This window comes from Candidatus Latescibacterota bacterium, assembly GCA_019038625.1.
In the GTDB taxonomy this organism is placed as follows: Bacteria; Krumholzibacteriota; Krumholzibacteriia; order Krumholzibacteriales; family Krumholzibacteriaceae; genus JAGLYV01.
The window spans coordinates 1-14508 of record JAHOYU010000185.1; the positions used below are offsets into that span (position 1 = coordinate 1).

Sequence of the window (14508 nt, forward strand, 5' to 3'; positions counted from 1 at the left end):
CCCTTAGGCTTGTTCCCGAAAATGTCGCCGCTTCGATCTCCCATATCGAAGAATTATGGGAAAAGAACTTTCCATCCACTCCGTTCAGGTACAGTTTTTTCGACGAGAATTTCGAGAATATATACATAGCCGAAATCCGTCTTGGTAGACTTTTCACTTTCTATACGACTCTGGCCATGATCATTTCTTCCATGGGTCTGCTTGCTATGGTCGCTTATTCCGCCGAGAGAAGGACTCGCGAAGTCGGAGTCAGGAAGGCTCTGGGTGCTTCGGCCGGTAACCTCTTCTACCTTCTTTCAAGCGGATATGTGAAGCTCGTCATTATTGCGACTCTCATTGCCTGGCCCATCGCCTGGTATGCAATGGCACGATGGAATGACAACTTTGCTTTCAGAGCTCCGTTTGCCTGGCAGTTCTACCTACTGGCTGGGGGGCTTGCTCTGCTCCTCTCCATACTGACATCGGTGATTTATACTGCCAGGGTATGCAGGCTCAACCCTGTGGATACGTTGAGACAGGAATAGGCTGTCCGGCGTTATAGAAATATGAGGATTCAGCAATAACAGGCTGCCCGGTGTAATCACTTGCGGATTGACCGGGCATTGATCTTTTGATAGTATTCTTCGGCATTATAATATTCTTGAGTTTTCAAAAAGAAAGGAGCAGGACGATGAAGAAACGTCCCGCAGTAAAATTAATCGGGGCTGCAATGCTGGCAGTCGCGACAATGGTATTTCTGGTGAGTGCGGCGACCGTGGTTGCTTCAGCGAGCACTCTGCCTCTCATGCGTTTTCCCGATATCCATGGCAACAAGATCGTATTCGTGTGTGGAGAAGATATCTGGACCGCGTCCACGGATGGTGGGATCGCAACGAGGCTCACTATTCATGACGGAGCGGAACGATATCCAAAGTTTTCGCCCGACGGTTCATTGATAGCTTTTACAGGAACGTACGACGGGAACAACGACGTCTACGTGATGGATGTCAATGGCGGCAATATCACCCGGGTGACCTGGCATCCCGGCACCGATGAGGTGATCGGCTGGCATCCGTCAAAGAACAAGATCATCTTCAGTTCAGGCCGTAACGCGGCCAACAGGTATTCACGACTCTACATGATAAGCCCTGACGGGACCGGCCTTGAAGAGCTGATCATGCACGAGGCCGCCCGTGGTTCGTTCTCTCCCGATGGCAAGAAGATCGCCTATAACAGGGTGGCAAGGGCACACAGGACATGGAAGCGTTACAAGGGTGGACTTGCACAGGATATCTATCTTTTCGACTTCGATAAGATGCAGGACAGAAAACTGACCGAATTTGATGGTACCGATCGTATCCCAATGTGGATCGGCGACAGGGTGTATTTCAGCAGCGATCGGGACAGGGTCCTGAATATTTACTCTATCGACCCGGCGACCGGCGCTTTCGACCAGATCACGGATCATAAGGAATACGATATCCGTCGCCCCAGCGAAGGCTCGGGAAAGATCGTCTACGAACTGGGCGGCGATATCTGGATGCTTGATGCTATTTCCGGCAAGACGGCAAAAGTAGATATCCAGGTCATGAGCGACGCCGAGGAGACCAGACCTTATTTCAAATCTGTCGGAACGGCCGTGACGGACATCGACTGCTCCCCGGCAGGAGAGAGGTTGCTCGTGTCGGCCAGAGGTGAGATCTTCAGTGTGCCTGAGGAACATGGCATCGTTAGAAATCTGTCGAATTCGTCGGGCTCGAGGGAGAAGGATCCTGTGTGGTCGCCGGACGGAAGTCGCGTAGCATATCTGTCCGACAAGTCAGGCGAATACGAGATCTATATTATCGCTCAGGATGGCAGTGAAGAAGCCGTCAAGCTGACCAGTCACAAGGACGGCTATCGCCACTCCCTCCTGTGGTCTCCCGACAGCAGGAAGATAGCCTACACGGACCAGACATTGACATGTTACTACGTCGATGTCGACTCGAAAAAGATCACGAAGGTCGACAGGGCCGAACACGAAAATGTTGACGTATCTCTTGATTTAAAACCAATTTACGATTTTGCCTGGTCGCCGGACAGCAGGTATATCACCTACTCGAAGTTGACTGAAGAGGGCATCTACCAGGTTTTCGTATATTCACTCGATACGGGAAAGAAACACTGCGTGAGCGATGGATTGTTCAACGATTTTCACCCAGTGTTTTCCAGATGCGGGAAGCATCTGCTTTTCGTTTCGAACAGGCGTTTCAGTCCGACCTTCTGCGATTTCGAATGGGAAATGGTTTACAAGGATGTGGCGGGTATCTACTCACTGACCCTGGAGAAGGGCGGGCAGTCGCTGCTGCCGTTCAGGAATGACGAAGTCGTGGTCAGTGGGAACGGCAAGGAAAAGGGTAAGAAAGAAAAAAGTAACGGCGACGGGCCTGGCTCGATCGATTTTGACGGGATCGCCGGACGTATAGAACATCTGCCTCTGCCTCCCGGCAACTACCGTTACCTGTCAGCGGGGGATGGATCGATATTCTACCTGCATAAGGACGATGGTGATTTCAACAGGTTCGAGTTCCGCGCAATGGGCAGGATGAACCTTTTCCGATTCTCACTGAAAGATCGTGAGGCAGAGAAGGTCATTGCTGGTATCGACGAGTACAGGCTTTCATCGGATGGCAAAAAGGTCGTATACAGGCAAGGTGTCAATGTCGGAATCATCGATGCTTCCGCTTCCGATTCGAAGGGTGACCATGTCGATTTATCCGGGTTGAGTTTTCTTCTCGATCCTGTGGCCGAATGGCGGCAGATATTCGATGAAGCCTGGAGGATGGAGCGCGATTTCTATTATGAGCCCAACATGCACGGTGCCGACTGGGATGCAATGAAGGTGAAGTATGGAGCCCTGATCGACAGAGCTACTTGCAGGCAGGACCTCGGTTTCATCGTCGGCGAACTGATCGGTGAGCTCAACACTTCGCACACCTATGTCTATGGTGGCGATATCAAGCGGAACGCCGATCGTTCCGGGACCGGCATGCTCGGTGTTGACTGGAAAGTGGAAAAAGGCTCGAAATACTACAGGTTCGGGAAGATCTTCAGGGTGCCTGACTGGACCCGGGAGATCATTCCTCCGCTGGCGAGGCCGGGTTCGGAAGTAGCCGATGGTGAATACCTGATAGCGGTCAATGGTGTAAAAGCCACTACGAATAAAAACATCTACAGCTATTTTCAGGGGTTGGCTGGCCAGCATATAAAACTTCTGGTCAATGACAAGCCATCGATTAAGGGAGCACGCGAGATAAATGTCGCGGCCGCTAACGGAGAGAGGACACTGAGGCACCTGGACTGGGTAGAGCACAACAGGAAACTCGCCGACGAGAAGTCGGGAGGGAAGATAGGTTATATACATCTACCCGACACATACCTTGGCTCGGCCAGGGAATTTCCTAAATACTTCTACGCTCAGACTCGCAAGAAGAGCCTCATCATCGACGGCCGTTTCAATGCAGGCGGCCTCGATCCGGCTATCTTCTATCAGCGGCTGAATAAAAAACATCATACATACTGGACCCGTCGTTACTCGGCTGACCAGGGTGACCCGCTTCTGGCTCCCGATGCTCATATGGTCTGTCTGACGAACCGGCAGGCCGGCTCGGGTGGAGATATGGTCCCGATGGAGTTCCAGATGATGAAGATGGGCCCCGTGATAGGGACAAGGACATGGGGAGGCCTCGTAGGGGTCTCTATGTTCCTGAGGCTTATCGATGGTGGAGGACTGACAGCTCCCGATTACAGGATCTACACCCGGGAAGGTAAGTGGGTCGTCGAGAACGAGGGTGTCACTCCGGATATCATAGTCGATCTCGATCCGGTCGAGATGTCGAAAGGGCATGATGCCCAGCTGGAGAAGGCGATCGAGGTTCTGATGGAGGAGATGAAGAAAGACCCCAAAACGTTCCCGAAACATGACCCGTTCAAGGTCGATAAATAGGGAACAGCCGGATCGAGGTCAGTGATGATCCGGACCTGATAAGAAACCGGGGGTGATGAATAGCCTCGGGTATAGAATATGAACTGCTCCGGTCCGTAAGGTCCGGGGCAGTTTCATTATGAGGAGATGTTACATATTCAGTCCGAGGAATTTTTCAGAGTCCGGTGGGAATATCGACGAATTGTACGTTGATCCCGAATTCGGATCCTATCATCTCTCCCAGCGCCTTCACGCCGAAGGTCTCGGTGCCGTAATGGCCACCGCAGATCAGATTGACCCCATATTCCCTGGCAGTGTGATAAGCCGAGTGTGCAGTCTCGCCGGTCAGCATCGTATCGCAACCTGCTTCGGCGGCGGCCTTTACCATCGATGCGGCTCCTCCCGAGATAATGCCTGCTTTGCGGACTGTATCTTTTCCGAATGCGAAGGTGCTGACACTTTCACCGGTCATTCTTCTGATCTTTGCGGAAAAGGCTTTGACTGTGAGAGGCGAAGGAAGTTTTCCGCAGAAGCCGATCAGGTATCCCTGGTATTCTCCGAACTTTTCCACCGGGTCGATTCCGAGCAGCTGCGCGATGCGTGAGTTATTTCCTGTGACTGGATGGCAGTCGAGTGGGAGGTGGGCGGCATAGAGGGAGATGCCGTGTTTCAGGAGCATCCCTATTCGTCGAGCCATTATCCCCGTGATCGGTGCAGGACCGCCCCAGATCAGGCCGTGATGTACAAGGAGCATATCGCTCCGGTTTCTCACCGCGGCAAGGATCGACTGTTCGCAAGCGTCGACGGCGAGTGTGATTTTCGATATAGTTTTCGAGCCTTCCACCTGGAGGCCGTTCAAAGACGAATCACGACTGTATGACTCGATATCGAGCCAATCGTCCAGATAGTCGGTCAGACGTCCAAGAGTCACAGTCTTCCTGTTTGTTTTCTGTACCATGGTTTTATGTCTTTCTGTTTGCAGTGTTTCTCTGTCAGGCTGAAGGTTTATCAGGGCCAGTTTTATCCGTTGACTAGTTGTTCTTTCTGGCGTCCTCGATACCAGCCTTCTCAAGTTCTTTAGCGTAGATTTCCTCGAGTTTTTTGAGGTCGGCCCTTCCTTCGCTTTTGTGTGCCCTTGCTCCCATATCGGTCGCAAGAATATATCTTTTTCCGTTCCGGTATTCGACTTTAATCTCGGTGAACGAGACTCGTTTGTTTCCCGTATCGACCACGATCGTCGAATCGGACCACTCATGGTAGGTTCCCTGATGGTTTTTTCTACCGTTGATGACAATGTCTATGCCGTCTATCTCTTCCGCGAGAGACATGCTCTGCAGCCACCCCTGGTGGCTGATGGCTATTATCAGGTCACAGCCCTCTTCCTTCAGCTTCGATACTGCTTCCAGCGCGGCAATATTAGGATTACTGACAGCGTAGTATTTCGGTACTATCGGATCCACTTCATATATGAAGTGGGGCAGTACTACGCTGAAGATCCCGACCCGGAGCCCACCTTTATTGCCAAAGAGAGTCGATTTGCCTCCCACGTTCTTTATGATGTACTTCCTGCCGAGAGTCTGTTTGCCGCGCTTGTCGTAGATGTTCGAAGAGATGAGGGGGATGTCGTATTTTTCAGCAGTCTCAAGAAGCTTCTTGCGGCCAAATCGTATTTCGTTGTCAGCTACATTGACAGCGGCGTAATCCATTTTTTTCATTGCTTCGAAGAAGTATCTGTAGTCCAGTTTGTCAGTTTTGACCTTCATGGATCTGCAGAAATTTCCTGTGTCAAGTAGCAGGACAGAACCCTTCTCACGCTGGTTGTCGATGTAGGAAGCCCACCTGGCCATCCCGGTGTATTTGTCCTTCTTTCACCCACATGGTTCGCGGTAGCAATTAAGCTCGTTGGTGACAAATATCCTCAGGCTTGTTCCGTCGGGCACTGGCTCCCTGGGTTCGCTGGAGGCAATATAGTACTTCAGCGGGATATATAGCGCGAGCAGTATGAGAAAAGCCGTTATCGAAATGCGCAGAAAAACGGATGCCTGCTTTTTCTGTCTTTTTTTAGTTCGATTTGTCGCCATTGTATTTCTTCAACCAGTTGTAAAGTGTCGGTTTTGATACGCCCAGTAGCCTGGCCGCTTTCTGTTTGTCCCCGGTCATCTCCACCACTTTTTTTACGATCGATTTCTCAACCTTGGGGAGCACCGGGTCGGCAACCGAATATTCGACATTCTCCAGGAGCGATTCGACTACATCTTCCAGGGTCGTCAGTGCCTGAGCGTGTACGGTTTCCGTATGTGTGAGGATGCTCTCGGGAAGCTCCTCGGGAAGGATCGTCTCCTTCTTCGATATTATTATTAAACGTTTAATCGTGTTTTCGAGTTCCCTTACATTGCCGGGCCACTCGTACTCGTTGATATAGGTCATTGACTCCGGTGAGAGTTTCTTGGTTGGAATATTGTATACCCTGCAGAATGTAGTCAAGAAGTGATTGCAGAGCAGGCTGATATCCTCGCGCCTCTCCCTCAGAGCAGGGATCCTGATAGGGAATACGTTGATCCTGTAAAAAAGGTCTTCGCGGAATGCGCCCTCTCTTACGAGTTGCTGGAGGTTCCTGTTGGTGGCAGTGATGATCCTTGCGTCTGTCTTGATCTCACGGGTGCCGCCCACGCGGAAGAATTTCCTTTCCTCGAGTACCCTGAGGAGTTTTGCCTGCAGGCTGACCGGCATCTCCCCGATCTCATTCAGGTAGATCGTTCCGCCAGCCGCCTTTTCGAAATGTCCAACGTTCTGTCTCATCGCTCCGGTGAAGGATCCTTTTTCATGGCCGAAGAGCTCGCTTTCGAGCAGGTTTACGGGGAAGGCCGCGCAGTTCAGGTGATGGAACGGTTTGTCGTTCCTTGGCCCCGTATCGTGGATAGCCTTCGCGATCAGGTCCTTGCCTGAGCCGTTGGGCCCGGTAAGAAGGACCGTCGTGTCCATATCGCGGATATTTTCGATCAGTTCGTACACTTGCCTCATAGCCGGCGATTTTCCGATGATGTCCCGAAAGGTGATCCGTTCTTTCTTCGTTGTCACGATATTGGGAGTGGACATCCTGGTCCGTTCGGCCTCGTTGAGTTTTTCGAATAGAAAGAGTCTTTCCAGGCCAAGAGTCACCTGCTGGCTGAAGGCGACAAGAAAACTGTGATCCCCGTCAGAAGCCTCTACGGAGCGTCGCGAAGAATCGAGGTAGAGGAAGCCTGTGACGTCGTCGCTTATCCAGAGCGGAGTGCAGATGATACCAGGATGGGCCGCCTGGAAATCGTCGCTGATCTTTCCTTCCGGGATCTGTGAACGGGATATATCGAGAGGATAGCCGAGTTGCCGGGTCAGAGTAAGGATGGCGATCACGTTCTTGTCCGTCAAAATGCCTTCCGACTCGAATTCGCCTTTTACCGCGAGTAGCCTGTATGTATCCTGGTTGCCTGTCTGCAGGATGAGCGCCGCCCTTTCCATGTTCATCATCCGGCGAGCCGTCTCTGTGACTGTCTCATAGAGCTTGTCGGAGTCGGGTATCGTACGGATGAAGGAGACGACTCGGCACAGAGCGCGGAATCGCATCGAATCGGAGTCGATCCTGCCGGACATCCGGGATATCCGCTGGTCCAGATGTTTTTGCAGGTTTTTGACATGGGCAGGTATGTTGTCGCTCTCGCTGATAAGGGAGATAGCTCTCAGCAGATATTCACGTGCAAGGTGTTCGTTCCCCTCGTCGAGGTAGAGTTCACCGATCTCGGCTGTTACCGAGGCCGCTGTCCGTTTTCTTCCGAGAAGCGAGAGTTCGAAACTCGTTCCTTCGAGTTTCATCCTGCCGCTCTCCCTTTTGCCCTCGGCAAGCAGGATCCTGCCCTCCAGAAGGTCGAGGAGTATCGTCTCAAGACGTGAGCCGATCTTCGCGTTAAGGGCTCTTGCCTGGCTGAGTAACCCCTTCGTCTCGGTGAGTTTTCCCTCGAAGAGACCCAATTCGCCCAGTCTGCGGAATACGATCGCCTTTTCCCTCATGGATTTGGTCTTGTGACATATGTGGAGATCCTTGAAATAACACTCACGGGCGGATTCCAGGTCCTGTCTGAGGAAACAGATCTCGCCGAGTGTACCCCATATCTCCGCCAGCAGCTGCTGGTTGCCGAGATCTTCGGCGAGTTTGCGGGCCATCGAGCAGTTTTTTTCAGCCTTTTCAATCTCCTCGAGGTCCATGTATGCCAGGGCAAGGTTGAGATGCGCCGCCGCAAGTCCCGGGATGTCGTTTATCCGCTGCTTGATCTTCATCGACTTCAGGAAGCTGTCGAGCGCGTCTTTCATCCGTCCCATCGACCTTAATACGAGGCCGAAGTTGTTGTTCGTAGCACCGATCCCTCGTTCATCGCCTAGTTCCTCGCGTATGGCGAGGCATTTTTTATGACAGTAAAGGGCCTCGTCATACTTGCTGCGGTTCCAGTTGATCGCTCCCATGAGACTGAACGACTGGGCCAGTTCCTGCTGGTCCTGTTTCTTGTCTATTATCTTCTGAACGAGAAGGCAGTTTTCCCATGATTCGTCGAGTTTGCCTATCCGGTAGTAGATCCACGCGAGGTCATTGTAGAGACGCGCTCTTTCGCTTGAGAGGATATGTTCCCCGTGTTTTTCCAATGTCTTTTTAAGCAGGCCTTCAGCTTTCTTGAAATTTCCCCTCTTTTCGAGGATTTCGCATTCGCGTCTGATCGCTTCGGTCGCTATGCCTCTGAGTGTCTGCCACTCGTTCTTTCGGTTCATTTCCTCCCGGCATTTTCTGAACAAAGCCTCTGCCTTGTCGATGTTGCCGATCAGGGAGAAATAATCGCCGAGTTCGAGATAGAGTTTGAAACGCATTTCGGGTGGAAGGTGGGTCTCGAGCTTCATGTCGATGAAGTTTTCGTTGAAGCAGCTGATGGCGTTTATTTTTTTCCGGCCAAGCAGCAGATGAAAGATCTCCATTCCCTTGAATGCGGCGTCCTCATCCAGTCCTCCGTATGTAAGGTGGAAGTAGATATACGCGAGAGGTGTCCCGGTGTTCTCCTTCAGGATGCGTGCGATAGATCTATGAAGATCCTTTCTGCGCGCCGCCGGGATGGATGAGCGGATCCTCGCAGCCAGACTGCGGCTGTTGATCCCAAAGACCAGGCACAGTTTGTTTCCCGAGATCAGGGAGTTTTCGGCTCTGGCCACGACGAACCCCATCGAGACGAGATTCTGCAGTATCTTGTAGAAATCTTTTTCCTCGGTCGAATAGATCGACTGGAGTATCTGCAGGGGTACATCGAATCTGAAAGTAGCGATAAAATCAAGGACCGATTTTTCTTCGACCGACATCGAATTAAAGATCGAATGGAAGCTCTGTATGGTCTTGTCTGTCTTTTTCGTATCAGCTGCGGGAGAGGCTGTGGTTTCGTCGACCTGTTCAAGCTGACGCCCGGGTAGCGATTGGATCCTGGCCCTGATCATTGTTTCGGAGGGTGTCTTTACTTCGCTCAGCGATTTGAGAAACGTCTCTCTTTCTGCCGGAGGCAGGAGAGCGGCGACCGTTTTTCTGCTAACCTTCATGTCAGGCACAGGCAGTTCGATCTCGTCGACCTTGAATCTGCTGATTTTTCCCTCGGAGGAGAGAGCTTCGATGAATTTTTCCTGTGAATCACCATCCGTTACGATCACGGCCAGCGAGCAGCGTTCCATCTCCCTTGAAAGCCGGTCGACAACGCATCCGTTAAGAAGATCGTCCCTGGAATGATCGTCGATAAGTACGAAGTCGGTCTTCACGCTGTCCTGCTGCGAGTCGTAATCGGTGAAAACAGCCTGGTCGCTGAGGATATCATAGCCTTCGAGCCCCCAGTCGGTCCGGAGCCGAAAAGAAGCTTCGCGAAGAAATGATGTCTTTCCTGTGCCAGATACTCCCCGGATGATAATGAGGTGTTTTTCGCCATCTCTTATTTTCAGAGCCTTCTGTCGCAGTTTTCTGATCGTCCCAGGGCTGATTTCCGCAGGCCTGTTTTGAAAAGTGAGATATGGGATCCTTTTGGCGTATTTGCCCAGGAAATCATTCATCCTCTCCATCAGCTTGTAGTATTCATCTGGTGAGGTCGATCTGCCCAGACCTTCCAGGCCTGCCGCGATCTCGCGACAGTCCCTGGAACTCTCGGGGTCGATATGTTCGCAGAAAAGGCTGAATATGTTGCCCAGCCCGTGAAGATCTCTGAACAGTGGACAGATATCCCGGTCCAAGCCGACCCTGTATTCATGCCTGATCATTTCGCACGGGAGAAGGTAGGCGACCGGAAGGATCATCGGTGAACCATTGACCAGCACCAGGCTTCCGGGTGTCAGATTGTTGAAAAACAGGCCTGAAGCCATAACATCCAGTATCGTCCCGGAAAGTTCCCGCAGGACTTCGACCGTTCGACTGGAGCCCAGCGTTGTGAGAGCTTCAGGGATGAAAGCGGGTTTGAAATGAGGAAGGAGGAAGGTGATCCCGTTTCCAGATTCCTGGAGTGAGAGTGCGGGATGAGCCATCCCCGTCTTATCTGAGAAAAGATGGTCCCGCATCCTCAGGTCGTTTTCGCAAAGTGTGCTCTTTGAAGCAGGGTGGAGGGAAAACAGGAGATAGTTGCGGTCGCTGAGCGAATCGGTGACCTCGTATCCGCTCCATGGATAAAAATCGCCCAGGCTGACATTTCGTATATAACGTGGATTGAATCCCTTAGTCTGATTTTTATCTACCATCTCGATACCTGCCCGTAAGATTATTAGACCAGTAAAAATACTTTACCGCATACGACTCAAAAGTACAAGCTCAAGATGGGGGATAAGGGAAAATTCCTGTGTTTCAGGAAAAGAAGGGAATAGTACCGAAGGAATAAGATCAGGGTATATAGAGCATCCTGCCACAGTTTTCGCAAGTAAGAAGTTCGTGGCTGTAAGCGGAGGAGAAGAACGATGTCGGCAGTTTGACGAAACATCCGAGACATTGGTTGTCGCTCACCGGGAGGATGGCGACTTTGTAATGGGCGGCCAGTTTTTCATATCTGTTAAGCAGGGCAGTCGGTATCTTCGAGGCCAGCTTCATTCTTGCTTTTTTGATTTCTTCCAGCCCCTCGAGTTTGAACCCCATGTTTTTCAGTTCATCGGTGGTACCCTTGTTCTTCATGTCTTTGATCATGATGTCAAGGTCCTGAAGGCCTACCAGAAGTCGAAATTCTTCTCTCATTATTCATCACCGTCCAGTACAGCAACAAGTGAAGCATAATCTTTTACCGCCAGGAGTTTTTCGAGCTTCTGTGGTTTCTGGATAATGCCGATCAATTCGCTGAGGAGTGCCAGATAGGTGTCCGCGCCTTTGTCTGACGGTGCAAGGATGAGAAAGAATATCTTCGTGTTTTCACCATCCTGTGCTTCAAAATCGACTCCGCCCGATGATCTGGCGAAGAGAACAGTCAGTTTCTTGATAGCCAGCGACCTGCCGTGAGGAAAGGCCACACCCATCCCAAGTCCCGTGCTTCCAAGGCTTTCACGGTTTTTGAGCATCTCCATAATAAAATGTTCGTCTGATATCCTGCCTGTGGTGGCGAGATGTCGAACCATCTCCTGCATGACAGAAGATTTTTTCCTGGAACGAAGACTGAAAATGCAAAGATCCTCTTCGAAAAACGAAGCGAGTTTTCTCGATTCCATACGACCCTTTACTCACAGTGTAAGGTTCACACGAAAGACTATTACTGTATAACAATTTAAACTTTTGCTTACAATACTTTTTTGATATTATCAGTTGATAAAACGTAATTATTTTTTAGCATGTCCCAGTGTAGTCGTCCGAGAATCGGGAGGACACACTGAATATCTTCTAACCGGGAGCCCCAGATGACATCTCTCCAGACTTCGGGTGGGTTCATTATCAGGATAATGGGCGCCGAATATTTCGTCGTCGACGGCGATATAGAGGTCCGTTGCTCGGTGAGGGGCAATTTCCGTATCGGGAAGAGCTCCGAAGAGGGTATGCCCGTCGTTGGTGATAACGTTACCTACAGGGTCGAAAAACATGTCGATTCGCGCGGACCCTCCGGCATGATCATCTCTATCGAACCTAGAAAATCGATTTTCGCCAGAGCTTACGCCTGGGAAAAAAAGGGATACAAGGTCCTTGGTGCCAATCTTGACAGAGTCTTTCTTGTACATTCCCTGAAACAGCCAAAGTTTACACCGAGGCTTCTCGACAGGATGCTTGTCGCGTCAGAATGTGACCGTATCGAACCTGTCATATGTATCAACAAGGTCGACCTGGCGTGCGGCGATATGGAGGTAGAGGACGTTATTTCTTCATACAGGGATCTTGGATATGAGACCGTTCCTTGCAGCGCGAGTCGTGGGGATGGAGTCGACAGGCTGAGAAGCCTGATGTCGGGGGTAAGGTCGATAATGGCCGGTCCGTCCGGAGCTGGAAAGACTTCGCTTCTGAAGGCGATCCAGCCCGGGCTGGATATAAGGATATCGGATGTCAGCCGGAAGACGGGCAAGGGAAGACATACGACGACACATTTCGAGTTTCATCCGCTCCAGGGCGGAGGATACATCGGGGATACTCCAGGAATAAGGGAATTCGGTATATGGGGATTGTCAAAACAGGGGTTGGGAGGGTGTTTCAGGGATTTCGAACCGTTCATCGGTACATGTCGCTTCGCTGTCTGCACGCACAGCCACGAACCTGAATGCGCTGTGAAAGATGCCGTTGATCAGGGGAAGATAACGAAAGAACGTTATGAGAGTTATCTGAAGATACTTACCGAGCTTCCCGACAGGTTGGGTTGAGGGTTCGAAAAGGGGTAAAAAGGTAGAGCGGCTCGTGTGAACCGCTCCATAGGTAAGGAGAGATTGAAGGCGGTGGGATAGTTGATCCGCTCTCTACCCTTATTACGTAAATGCCGGGATTTGGTTCCAGAAAAAGTTTTTTTTCAGGAATAAAACTGACGAATTTTATCCGGCATGCCGGGGGCCACTTCGAAACGGAGAGAAAGATTGCTCAAAAAAATCGAAAAACGGGGTAAACTTTTTGTTGCCCGTCGGGCTTCATCTCTGTTCCATACGAGGAAGATGACCCCGGATGAGCTGGCGGAGGAGAGTATAGAGAATATCCTCGTGATCAGGCAGCATAACCAGATGGGTGATATGCTCTGTGCCGTTCCAGCGCTCCGTGGTATCCGGGATCGTTTCCCCGGGGCCAGGATCTCTCTGGTCGCCGCGCCGATCAACGCTCTCGTGATGAAAGGAAATCCGTACATCGACGAGATACTGACGTATTCCAAGGAGGGCCAGAAGAAAGATCCGCTCACCCTGCCGCGGTTTATCCGTTCTTTGAGGAGACGGAAATATGATCTGGCAATCGTCATGAGCACTGTATCTTTTTCGATAACGAGCATGTTGCTGGCAACATTGAGTGGTGCTCGCATAAGAGTCGGTTCGACGAGCAGGCCGTTCGGCCACGATCTGACTTCTTACTACTACAATCTAGAGTTGCCGTTGCCGTCAAAGGATGAACTGGAAATCATGCACGAAGCACGACACAATCTTTTTCCCCTGGAAGAAATCGGAGTCAGGGAGGATGACCTTAGATCGCTGATCGTACCGACAACCCACGACGAGAAGGATTGTCGGAATTTGAAGGATGTGATCGATCCAGAGAGAAAGGGCTATATGGTCATTCATCCGGGGGCGGGGAAGAAGCAGAATATATGGCCTCCCGCCAGGTTTGCCGAAGTCGCCGCTGTGCTGACCGAAAAGTACGGGTTTCCCGTTGTCGCGGTACGGGGTCCCGTGGATGATGACGCTTTCTCCACTTTCCTCGATGAGAGCAGCCATGTACCGATTGTCCTCTCCTGTCCAACGACCGGCCTCCTGGCCGCCATGATGAGAGATGCCGCAGTCTCTCTTTGTAACGATACGGGTGTGATGCATATCGCCGGGGCAGTAGGAGCGGGATGTGTGGTTGTCTTTGGTCCTACCGAGCCTGCCAGATGGAAGCCTGTGAATGAAGAGGTAATAGCCGTGAAAGCGGATGACGGCAAGGTCTCTTCGGTCAAGGTGGCGGAAGTGCTGGTTGCCGCAGAATCCCTGATAGGCTGATAATCCTGCAATGCTACAGGTGGATCACAGGGGAGAGAGGCTGATCTTCAGGTTGACGGTCTCGTCAGATGGTATGAAGACTTCGGTAGTCCAGTCTCTGAATCCCGCTTTTTTCATTTCGACCATGTGTTTCCCCGAGGTCAGGCTGATGGTTTTTGAAAGCGGTGTGATCCCTATGAATCTGCCGTTGACGAAGATCCTTGCACCGGGGTCGGTCTGGAAGCTGAGATAGCCGATCTTCTGCCTCAAGAGGATTCTTCTCTTTGACAGTTCGCCGACAGTGATATTTATGGTCTCGGAATATTCAGAAAAATCCTTCTGTCTGCATGTGATCCTGTGATGCCCGGGTTTTATCTGTACGGGGCCATATCTGTTTCCGGAGACCCTGAACACACCATCGA

At 51.2% G+C, this 14508-nt stretch carries 11 protein-coding genes; 4 read left to right on the forward strand and 7 right to left on the reverse strand.

Features of this window, described 5'->3' with window-relative positions; genetic code table 11:
• Together KOO63_13070 and KOO63_13075 are read left to right on the forward strand one after the other, a co-directional pair.
• On the forward strand, positions 1-524 hold a 524-nt coding region (locus KOO63_13070), incomplete at its 5' end, for an FtsX-like permease family protein (protein MBU8922743.1).
• A gap of 146 nt (positions 525-670) precedes the next feature.
• On the forward strand, positions 671-3964 hold the full coding sequence (locus tag KOO63_13075; protein ID MBU8922744.1) for a PDZ domain-containing protein: 3294 nt from the start codon (positions 671-673) through the stop codon (positions 3962-3964).
• Between the two features lie 154 nt (positions 3965-4118).
• On the opposite strand, the gene KOO63_13080 is transcribed toward KOO63_13075, so the two are convergent.
• From KOO63_13080 to KOO63_13105, 6 genes are all read right to left on the reverse strand, one after another.
• Positions 4119-4901, reverse strand: a complete 783-nt coding sequence (locus KOO63_13080) for a Nif3-like dinuclear metal center hexameric protein (protein MBU8922745.1) — start codon at positions 4899-4901, stop codon at positions 4119-4121.
• 73 nt (positions 4902-4974) lie between these two features.
• Positions 4975-5790, reverse strand: coding sequence for a hypothetical protein (locus tag KOO63_13085; GenBank protein ID MBU8922746.1), 816 nt, complete (start codon positions 5788-5790; stop codon positions 4975-4977).
• Positions 5791-5811: 21 nt separating this feature from the next.
• Entirely contained in the window at positions 5812-6024 is a 213-nt protein-coding gene (locus tag KOO63_13090) for a hypothetical protein (protein MBU8922747.1), read from the reverse strand.
• A complete protein-coding gene (locus tag KOO63_13095; GenBank protein MBU8922748.1) occupies positions 6005-10717 on the reverse strand; it encodes a sigma 54-interacting transcriptional regulator in 4713 nt (1570 codons plus the stop codon). The genes KOO63_13090 and KOO63_13095 overlap by 20 nt, the downstream gene beginning before the upstream one ends.
• A 139-nt stretch (positions 10718-10856) precedes the next feature.
• Entirely contained in the window at positions 10857-11201 is a 345-nt protein-coding gene (locus KOO63_13100) for a hypothetical protein (GenBank protein ID MBU8922749.1), read from the reverse strand.
• On the reverse strand, positions 11201-11665 hold the full coding sequence (locus KOO63_13105) for a PTS sugar transporter subunit IIA (protein ID MBU8922750.1): 465 nt from the start codon (positions 11663-11665) through the stop codon (positions 11201-11203). The genes KOO63_13100 and KOO63_13105 overlap by 1 nt, the downstream gene beginning before the upstream one ends.
• Positions 11666-11851: 186 nt before the next feature.
• On the opposite strand from KOO63_13105, the gene rsgA reads away from it, so the two are divergent.
• Both rsgA and KOO63_13115 read left to right on the forward strand, forming a co-directional pair.
• Positions 11852-12796, forward strand: coding sequence for a ribosome small subunit-dependent GTPase A (gene rsgA, locus KOO63_13110; GenBank protein ID MBU8922751.1), 945 nt, complete (start codon positions 11852-11854; stop codon positions 12794-12796).
• A gap of 207 nt (positions 12797-13003) precedes the next feature.
• Positions 13004-14107, forward strand: a complete 1104-nt coding sequence (locus KOO63_13115) for a glycosyltransferase family 9 protein (GenBank protein ID MBU8922752.1) — start codon at positions 13004-13006, stop codon at positions 14105-14107.
• A gap of 24 nt (positions 14108-14131) precedes the next feature.
• Here KOO63_13115 and KOO63_13120 read toward each other — a convergent pair.
• A partial coding sequence (locus tag KOO63_13120; protein ID MBU8922753.1) for a PEGA domain-containing protein occupies positions 14132-14508 on the reverse strand: 377 nt, incomplete at its 5' end.

Bases quoted from the DNA above. Each gene is read 5' to 3' on its own strand.
- KOO63_13090 (MBU8922747.1), bottom strand. From the start codon at position 6,024: ATGGCGACAAATCGAACTAAAAAAAGACAGAAAAAGCAGGCATCCGTT.
- KOO63_13095 (MBU8922748.1), bottom strand. From the start codon at position 10,717: ATGGTAGATAAAAATCAGACTAAGGGATTCAATCCACGTTATATACGA.
- KOO63_13080 (MBU8922745.1), bottom strand. From the start codon at position 4,901: ATGGTACAGAAAACAAACAGGAAGACTGTGACTCTTGGACGTCTGACC.
- KOO63_13105 (MBU8922750.1), bottom strand. From the start codon at position 11,665: ATGGAATCGAGAAAACTCGCTTCGTTTTTCGAAGAGGATCTTTGCATT.
- rsgA (MBU8922751.1), top strand. From the start codon at position 11,852: ATGACATCTCTCCAGACTTCGGGTGGGTTCATTATCAGGATAATGGGC.
- KOO63_13085 (MBU8922746.1), bottom strand. From the start codon at position 5,790: ATGGCCAGGTGGGCTTCCTACATCGACAACCAGCGTGAGAAGGGTTCT.
- KOO63_13075 (MBU8922744.1), top strand. From the start codon at position 671: ATGAAGAAACGTCCCGCAGTAAAATTAATCGGGGCTGCAATGCTGGCA.
- KOO63_13100 (MBU8922749.1), bottom strand. From the start codon at position 11,201: ATGAGAGAAGAATTTCGACTTCTGGTAGGCCTTCAGGACCTTGACATC.